The 8858-nt window shown below is 73.3% G+C and carries 8 protein-coding genes; 6 read left to right on the forward strand and 2 right to left on the reverse strand.

What is annotated here, in order from left to right; translation table 11 throughout:
• The coding region (locus MTQ10_RS23625; RefSeq protein ID WP_441351004.1) for a S41 family peptidase at nt 1–1544 on the reverse strand (1544 nt) is incomplete at its 3' end.
• 5 nt (nt 1545–1549) lie between these two features.
• Nucleotides 1550–2566, reverse strand: coding sequence for a helix-turn-helix transcriptional regulator (locus MTQ10_RS23630; protein WP_247472131.1), 1017 nt, complete (start codon nt 2564–2566; stop codon nt 1550–1552).
• A gap of 296 nt (nt 2567–2862) precedes the next feature.
• Between MTQ10_RS23630 and MTQ10_RS23635 the strand changes: the two genes are divergently transcribed.
• The 6 genes from MTQ10_RS23635 to MTQ10_RS23660 all read left to right on the forward strand — a co-directional run.
• Nucleotides 2863–3135: a phosphopantetheine-binding protein gene (locus MTQ10_RS23635; protein WP_247472132.1), complete on the forward strand. Its 273-nt coding sequence runs from the start codon at nt 2863–2865 to the stop codon at nt 3133–3135.
• Complete coding sequence (locus MTQ10_RS23640; protein ID WP_247472134.1) at nt 3128–4705, forward strand: acyl-CoA ligase (AMP-forming), exosortase A system-associated; 1578 nt, start codon at nt 3128–3130, stop codon at nt 4703–4705. The genes MTQ10_RS23635 and MTQ10_RS23640 overlap by 8 nt, the downstream gene beginning before the upstream one ends.
• Nucleotides 4702–5922, forward strand: a complete 1221-nt coding sequence (locus MTQ10_RS23645; RefSeq protein WP_247472135.1) for a pyridoxal-dependent decarboxylase, exosortase A system-associated — start codon at nt 4702–4704, stop codon at nt 5920–5922. The genes MTQ10_RS23640 and MTQ10_RS23645 overlap by 4 nt, the downstream gene beginning before the upstream one ends.
• Nucleotides 5923–5992: 70 nt before the next feature.
• Nucleotides 5993–6826: an ABC transporter ATP-binding protein gene (locus MTQ10_RS23650; RefSeq protein WP_247472136.1), complete on the forward strand. Its 834-nt coding sequence runs from the start codon at nt 5993–5995 to the stop codon at nt 6824–6826.
• Complete coding sequence (locus MTQ10_RS23655; protein ID WP_247472137.1) at nt 6819–7571, forward strand: ABC transporter permease; 753 nt, start codon at nt 6819–6821, stop codon at nt 7569–7571. The genes MTQ10_RS23650 and MTQ10_RS23655 overlap by 8 nt, the downstream gene beginning before the upstream one ends.
• Before the next feature lie 28 nt (nt 7572–7599).
• A partial coding sequence (locus tag MTQ10_RS23660) for a polyketide synthase (RefSeq protein ID WP_247472139.1) occupies nt 7600–8858 on the forward strand: 1259 nt, incomplete at its 3' end.

An 8858-nucleotide genomic window follows, 5' to 3' on the forward strand; every position in this document is an offset into this window, starting at 1 on the left:
GTCTCGGGGCGGGGGACGAAGGGTGCCGGGGTGTCCGCGCGCAGGGTCACCGCGTACGGCAGGGTGCCGAAGGGAAAGCCGACGGCGGACTCGACCTGGTCGTACTCGGGGGTGAGGGCGCGCTGGCCGAGGAAGTACAGGTAGCGGCCGTCCGGGTCGAAGCAGGGCCGCATGTCCCGCAGGACGGGGCGGGTGATCCTGCTGGTCGTGCCGGTGGTGACGTCGGCGATCCCGATGGCGGTGGTGCGCGGGCTGTCGGGGCGGGTGTACGCGAGCCAGCGGCCGTCGGGCGACCAGGCCAGGTCGTCGATGCGGTCGTGGCGGGCGCGGTCCAGTTCGGTGAGCCGGCCCGTGCCGGTGTCGACGGTGTACAGCCGCTGCCGGCTGGTGGCGAACGCCACCAGGTCAGAGGCGGGGGAGGCGAGGAGTTCGGTGATGTGGCCGATGTCGCCCACGTCCAGGTCGGTCTCGGTGCCGTCGTCGGTGTCCAGGACGGTGAGGCGTTCGAAGGGGCTGTCGTCGGCGGCGACGGCGATCAGCCGGCGGTCGTCGTGCAGCCAGTCCAGCAGCCGGTAGCGGACGCCCTCGGCCCTGCCGTGCCGGCGGACCGGCCCGGACCAGTGGGCGAACGTGAACGGCTTGCCGCGGGTGACGACGGCGAGCCGGGTGCCGTCGGGGCTGAGCCGCAGCACGTCGAGATGGTCGGCGGGCGGTATGTGGCGCCGGGCGCGCCGGGGGCGGGAACTGGCCAGGGTGATGTCGAGGGGCCGGGGGCCGCGGTCGGGGTCGAGCAGGTGCAGGCGGGCCCCGCACTGGTAGACCAGCCGGGTGCCGTCGCCGTGCAGATGACGGACGTAGAAGCGGCTGTGGTCGGTGTGCCGGACGAGGCCGGTGCCGTCGGGACGGCACGAGTACACGTTGCCGGTGCCCTCGTGGTCGGAGACGAAGTAGACGCGGTCGCCGACCCAGCAGGGGTGGGCGAGGTTGCCGGGCAGGTCCAGCAGCCTGCGCGGCCGTGCGGAGCCGGGGTCCGTGATCCACAACTCGCCCGCGGCGCCGCCCCGGTAGCGTTTCCAGCGGGCCGGGTCGGTGGCGTTGCGGCACACCACGACGGTGCCGTCGGGGCCGCGGGTCAGCGCGGTGGCCGGGCCGTACGGCAGGGGGCGGGGCGGGCCGCCGTCCGGGTGCACGGCGAACAGGCGGTGGCCGAAATTCGGTGGCTGGTCGGCGGTGCCTGCGTAGAGGATCTCGCCGGTCGTCCCGTCCCAGCCGACGGGATGGCAGGTGGCGGCCTGGTAGGTGAGGCGTTCGGCGGGGCCGCCCGCCACGGGCATCACACAGATCTCGGTGGGGCCCTCGTCGGCGCCGGTGAACGCGACGAGGCTGCCGTCGGGGGAGAGCACGGGCCGGGAGGCCTCGGCCACCTGGGCGGTGAGCCGGGTCGCGGGCCCGCCGCGGGCGTCGACCCGCCACAGGTCGTCCTCGCAGGTGAAGACGACCGTGTCGCCCGCGATGGTGGGAAAGCGCAAGTATCCGTCGGGCACGGCGGCTAGGCCCCTTCGATCATCAGCCGGCGGGCGGCCTGCACCCCGGCTTGGAAACGGCTGCTGGCGTCGAGGCTGCGCAGCAGGGCGGCGATATGGCGGCGGCAGGTGCGCACCGACATGCCGAGCTTGCGGGCGACGACATCGTCGGTGTGGCCCTCGGCCATCAGCCGCGCGATGTCGTACCGCAGGTCGTGCGCGGCCTCCCCGTAGCCGGCCTCGCCGGGCGTCCAGGGGGCCGCGCCGTCCCACAGCTGGTCCATGAGGTCGGCGAGGAAGCGGACCACATGGTCCTCCCGCACCCGCCAGGCGACCGGTTCGCCGTCCTCGTCGTCGCCGAGGACCAGGGCCAGCGCGCGGTCGAAGACCACGGCCGTGCGGGACAGCCGGGTCACCGTGCGGACGGCGACGCCGTCCTCGACCAGCCGGGCGGTGCGGGCGCGGTCGGCGAACCCGGCGCGGCTGAGATGGGTGCCGAGCACCCGGACGGCGGTGCCGCGCCGGACGAGCCCGCCGGCGAGGGAGAGGAAGTCGTCCAGGGCGTCGCCGCCGTCCTGCCCGGCCCGCAGGACGAGGACCTCCTCGCGGCACAGGTCCGCGGTCAGCTTCAGCAGTCCGCGGATCTCGGCGGGGCCGGAGATCCGGTCGACGGAGCCCACGGGCAGCTCGGCGGGGCGCGGGTCGGGCACGGCGATGCGGTCGAGCCGGTCGCGCAGCCGGTCGATGAGGTCCCGGCGGGCGAAGATCTCCCGTTCGACGGTGGAGGTGAGCACCGCCGACGCCTGCCGGGGGGCGACCGGGACGAGCCGGTCCTCGGTGAACGGGTCGGTTCTGAGCAGGCCGAGTTCCACCAGCCGGGCGGCGGCCCCCGCCACGTCGCCGACGTCCATGCCGAGGGCCTCGGCCGCCGACCGGACCGACCGCAGCCCTCCTTGCTGAACGGTGTGGCAGTACACGCCGATCACCCGTTCGTCCAGCTCCGAAGGCGGACCGAACCGTGTGCGCACGCTCGCCGACGTCATCCTGGCCTCCCCTCTTCCCGACGACGCCCACGGGCGAGATGCCGCATGGGCTCGGGACCATGCTGGGGAGACCGGCCATCGCCGCCCTGTCGTACCGGTCAGCCCGTCCGACCCTGACAAAAAGCGCACAACCCCGCAGACCGTGCGCATTCGCCGCCCGAGCGGCGATAGACCACCGATAGGTCACCGAAAGCTGTCCGCCCTAGCGTCCGTCGACGCGGTGGACGGCGGGGAGGGACGGGGTCGCACCGACCCGCGCACCGCTGTTCCGAGCAGATCTCTCCCCGAGGTGACACATGCCTGCATCAACAGCGATACCGCAGCGGTTCCAGGACCTCATCCGGCCGTTCCTGCCCTACGCCGACGCCGGCGAGCTGGACGCCGGGCACGAGCTGGCCGCGCTCGGCCTGGACTCCATGGGCGTGGTCCAGCTGCTGGCCGCCCTGGAGGAGGGCTACGACCTGGAGTTCCCCGACGACGCCCTCAACCAGGACACCTTCGCCACCGTGGGATCGCTGTGGCAGACCGTCGCCGGCGTCCTCTCCGACGACCAGCACGGCGATGACTGACGCGGCCCGCCCGTCCGTGCCGACCTCGGTCGACGGCCTCCTCCTGCGGGGCGACCCCGAGCGGCCCGCGCTGACCTGGCAGGACACCACCGTCGACTACGCCGAGCTGCGCCGCCGGGTGGCGGAGACGGCGGCCGGCCTGCTCGGGCTCGGGCTGGACCGGGGCGACCGGGTCGCCGTGTACGCCGAGAAACGCATCGAGACGGTCGTCGCGCTGCTCGCCGTCTCCGCGGCCGGCGGTGTCTTCGTACCGGTCAACCCGGTGTCCAAGGCACCGCAGATCGGCCATGTCGTCGGCGACTGCACGGCCCGGGTCGTGATCACCACCGCCGAGCGGTACCCGACCGTGCGGACCGCGATCGAGGACAGGGCGTCGGTCGAGCACGTCGTGGTCGTCGGCGGACCGCCGCCCGCCGGCGACACCGGTCCCGCGCCCCTCGTCGACTGGGCCGAACTGCCCGCCCTCGGCGCCGGGCGGACGCTGCCCGCGGTGGTGGAGACCGATCTCGCCGCCATCCTGTACACCTCCGGCAGCACCGGCTCCCCCAAGGGCGTCGTCCTCACCCACCGCAACCTCCTCGCCGGCGCCGAGAGCGTGGCGACGTACCTGGAGAACACCGCCGACGACGTCGTCCTCGCCGCGCTGCCGCTCAGCTTCGACGCGGGCTTCAGCCAGCTCACCACCGCCCTGTACGCGGGGGCGCATCTGGTGCTGGCCAACTATCTGCTGCCGGTGGACCTGGTGCGGCTGTGCGCCCGGCACGCGGTCACCGGGATCACCGGGGTGCCGCCGCTGTGGATGCAGCTCACCGGCTGCCGGTGGCCCGAGGAGGCCACCCGCCACCTGCGGTACTTCGCCAACACCGGCGGGCGGATGCCCCGTTCGACGCTGGAGCGGCTGCGGGAGCTGTTCCCGGCCGCCCGCCCCTACCTGATGTACGGGCTGACAGAGGCGTTCCGCGCCACCTACCTCGACCCCGCAGAGGTGGACCGCAGGCCCGACTCGATCGGCAAGGCCATCCCCAACGCCGAGGTCATGGTGGTCCGTCCGGACGGCACCCCCTGCGAGCCGTACGAGCACGGCGAGATCGTGCAGCGCGGCCCGCTCGTCGCCCAGGGCTACTGGAACGACCCCGAGCGCACCGCGCAGCGGTTCCGGCCCGCACCGGGCGGCGGGGCCGGCGGCGGCGCCGTACGCGCCGAGACCGCCGTGTGGTCCGGTGACCGGGCCTACCGCGACGAGGAGGGATTCCTGTACTTCGTCGGCCGCGACGACGAGATGATCAAGACGTCCGGGTACCGGGTCAGCCCCACCGAGATCGAGGAGGCGGCCTACGCCACCGGACTGGTCACCGCCGCGGTCGCCTTCGGCGTGCCCGACGAGCGGCTCGGCCAGCACGCCGTGCTCGTCGTCGCCGGGGACACCACCGAGAGCGATCTGCGCAAGGCCCTGGAGGAGCGCATGCCGCGCTACATGATCCCCCGCCGCGTCGTCTTCCTCGACACCCTTCCGGTCTCGCCCAACGGCAAGTTCGACCGGGTCGCCACCCGCCGGACGGTGACCGCGTGAGCGCCCCCGGCACCGGACCCGACCTGTTCGGACGGGCCGACGGCATGCTCGCCGTCGGCGGCGTCCCGCTGGAGCGGCTCGCCGCGCGCGTCGGCTCCACCCCGTTCTTCGCCTACGACCGGCGGCTGATCACCGAACGCGTCGCCCAGGTCCGCGACGCCCTGCCCGACGACGTACGGCTGAAGTACGCCGTGAAGGCCAACCCCATGCCCGCGCTGCTCGCCCATCTCGCCGGCCTCGTCGACGGGTTCGACGTGGCGTCCGCGCTGGAGATGCGGCACGCCCTGGACACCGCGCTGCCCGCCCGGCGCATCAGCTTCGCCGGGCCCGGCAAGACCGACGAGGAACTCGCCCAGGCGGTCGCCGCCGACGTGATGATCGAGGCCGAGTCGGAGAACGAACTCGCCCGTGTCGCCCGCGCCGGCGAACGGCTCGGGATGCGGCCCCGGGTCGCGCTGCGGGTCAACCCGCCGTTCTCGGTGCGCGGTTCCGGCATGCGCATGGGCGGCGGGCCGCAGCAGTTCGGTGTGGACGCCGAGCGGGTGCCCGCCCTGCTGCAACGTCTCGGCGACCTCTCCTTCGAGGGCTTCCACGTCTTCGCCGGCTCGCAGAACCTGCGCGCCGACAGCATCTGCGAGGCGCAGCGCCACACCGTCGAGCTGCTGCTCGAACTCGCCGACGCGGCACCCGGACCCGTGCGCTACCTCAACCTCGGCGGCGGCTTCGGCATCCCCTACTTCGACCAGGACCGGCCCGTCGAGCTGAAGCGGATCGGGGAGAACCTGCGGACGCTGATGGAGGAGCGCGTACGGCCCCGGCTGCCGCAGGCCCGCGTCCACATCGAACTCGGCCGCTACCTCGTCGGGGAGGCCGGGGTGTACGTCACCCGGGTCGTCGACCGCAAGGAGTCCCGCGGCACCACCTATCTCGTCGTCGACGGCGGCATGCACCACCAGCTCGCCGCGTCCGGGAACTTCGGGCAGTTCATCCGCCGCAACTACCCCCTGTCCACGGCCCGCCCCGACGAGCCGGCCGAGGGGCCCGTCACCGTCGTCGGCTGTCTGTGCACCCCGCTCGACCTGCTCGGCGACGCGGTGGAACTGCCCCGCGCGGACGTCGGCGACCTCGTCGTGGTGTACCAGGCGGGCGCCTACGGGCTGACCGCCAGCCCCACCGCGTTCCTCAGCCACGCCGAACCGGCCGAGGTGCTGGTGTGAAGACGCCGGCACCGCCGCACATCCGGCACCCGGCCGCGCCGGTCGCGGCCCGACCCACGGGAGTCCGCCCATGCTAGAAGCGGCTGAAGTCACCAAGAGCTACGGCGAGGTGCGGGCCCTGAACGGGTTCTCGCTCACCGTGGACGCCGGTGAGATCGTCGGCCTCGTCGGCCACAACGGTGCCGGCAAGTCCACCTTCGTCGAGATCGTCTCCGGCCTGATCCGCCCCGACGCCGGCACCGTCACCATCGGCGGCCGGGACCCGGCGCGGGCCCGCTCCGACGTCGGTGTCTGCCCGCAGCACATCTCGCTGTACCGGCCCGTCACCGTCCGCGAGCATCTGCGGCTGTTCGGCGGGCTCGCCGGGCTGCGCCGCGCCGCGCTGCGCCAGGAGATCGACCGGCTCGTCACCGCGCTGCGGCTCGGAGAGTTCTGCGACCGGCCCGTCGGTGTGCTCTCCGGCGGGCAGCAGCGGCGCGCCCAGGCGGCCGTCGCCCTCATCCACCGGCCCGTGCTGCTGCTGATGGACGAACCCACCGCGGGCGCCGACCCGGAGACCCGGCAGGCCCTCCTCGAGGTCATCCGGGACCGGGCCGGCGAGGGCGCCGCCGTCGTCTACACCACCCACTACCTGCCGGAGCTGACCGAACTGGACGCCACCCTCGCCGTCGCCCGCGCCGGCCGGGTGATCGCCCGCGGCACCAGCGTCGAACTGCTCGACAAGCTGCCCGGAGAGGTCCGGGTGACCTTCGCCGACGAGAAGGAGGTGTGCGTGTCCACCGACGACCCGACGGGCACGCTCGTCGACCTGCTCGCCCGCGCGGACCGTCCCGTCACCGCGGTCGACGTCCGCAAGCCCTCCCTCGACGACCTCTACCGATCCCTGGCGGTGGACGATGACTGACGCGCTGCTGCGCACCGGCGTCCTGATCAAGCACAACATCGTTCTGCGGCTGCGCGACCCCGGCCAGCTGATCAGCTACATGGTCGTCCCGATGGTGCTGATGCTGGTCTTCAAACCGCTGTACGTGAAGGCCCTGGACGGCAGCACCCTGGAGGCCGTCACCGGCCCGCTGGTGATGTTCTCCGTGTTCGCCCTCGCCATCGTCGGCAACTCCATCCTGCTGGAACGCGAGTGGCGCACCTGGGACCGGCTGCGCGTCACCCGGGCCACCCGGACGGAGCTGCTGCTGGGCAAGACCGTGCCGGTGTTCGTCGCGCTGGTCCTTCAGCAGCTCGTCCTGCTGCTCTACGGCTGCCTGATCATCGGCCTGCCGGTGCCCGGCTCCCTGCTGTACATCGCCCTGGCCATCATGGTCTGGGGTTTCACCCTGCTGGCCATCGGCTCCGCCCTGGCCACGGTGGTACGCAGCCGGGGCGATCTGCACCTGGCCACCGACCTCGGCTCCATCATCGTCAGCTCCCTCGGCGGCGCCGTCGTACCGGTCAGCCTGATGCCCTCGTGGGCGGTGCCCGTCGCCCATTTCTCGCCCGGCTACTGGGGGCTGACGATGATCCAGTCCGCGGTGCGCGGCGACGTCGGCGAGACGCTGCGCTGCGCCTGGGTGTGCCTAGCCATCGGCGCCGTCTTCGGCGTCTTCGCCGTCCACCGGCTGTCCCGCGGCTGGGGCCGCAGCCGCCTGCTCTGAACCGAACCCCCGACCGGAGAGGTCCAACGTGACGGAGACCGACTACCAGTCCGCGGTCGCGATCATCGGAATGTCCGGCAGGTTCCCGGGCGCCTCCGGTGTGAGCGAGCTGTGGCGACGCCTGCTGGACGGGATGCCCGGCCTGCGCGAGATCACCGACGACGAGCTGCGTGCCGCGGGCCTCGACCCGGCCGTGACCGCCGACCCCGCCTATGTGCGGGTGGGCGGCCCGGTCGACGGGATCGACCTGTTCGACGCCGGCGTCTTCGGCTTCAGCCCGCGCGAGACGGAGACGATGGAGCCGCAGCACCGGCTGTTCCTGGAGTGCGCGTGGGAGGCCCTGGAGAGCGCCGGGTACTGCCCCACCGAACACGACGTGCCCGTCGGGGTGTTCGCCGGCTGCGGCTTCCCCGACTACATGCGCGACAACCTCGCCGGCCTCGACGACGAACCGGGCGGCCATCTGCTGCTGGCCGCCGGCAGCGAACGCGACTCGCTGACCTCCCTGGTGGCGTACAAGCTGGGGCTGCGCGGGCCCAGCGTCACCGTGCAGACGTTCTGCTCGACGTCGCTGGTCGCCGTGCACATGGCCTGCCAGAGCCTGCTCACCTTCGAATGCGACACCGCGCTGGCCGGCGGGGCCGCGCTGCCGCTGCCGCAGCCCGCCGGGTACCGGTACGAGCAGGGCGGCATCCTCTCCCCCGACGGCACCGTGCGCAGCTTCGACGCCGCCGCCAACGGAAGCGTCATGGGCAGCGGGGTCGGCGTGGTGGCGCTGAAGCGGATGACGGACGCCCTCGCCGACGGCGATGTGGTGCACGCCGTCATCCTCGGCTCGGCCGTCAACAACGACGGCCCCGCACGCGTCGGCTACACCGCCCCCGGCGTCGAGGGCCAGGCCGGGGTGATCGACGCGGCGCTCGCCGTCGCCGACGTCAAACCGGAGACCGTCGGGTACGTGGAGTGCCACGCCACCGGCACCGGTCTCGGCGACGCCATCGAACTGACCGCGATGAACAAGGTGTTCCCGGCCGGCCGGGACACCCCGTGCGTCCTCGGCTCCCTCAAGCCGAGCATCGGCCACCTGGACCGCGCCTCCGGCGTCACCGGCCTGATCCGGGCCACGCTCGCCGTCCGCGAGCATGTGCTGCCCGGCACCCCGAACTTCGAGACGCCCAACCCGGCGCTCGCCGCGGCCGGGGACCGTTTCACCGTGCTGTCCGGCCACCGGCCCTGGCCGCAGGGCCCGCATCCGCGCCGGGCCGGCGCTGTCTCTTATACCCATTT

Origin of the sequence: Streptomyces sp. XM83C (genome assembly GCF_023072675.1) — a bacterium.
GTDB classification, from domain to species: domain Bacteria; phylum Actinomycetota; class Actinomycetes; order Streptomycetales; family Streptomycetaceae; genus Streptomyces; species Streptomyces thermocoprophilus.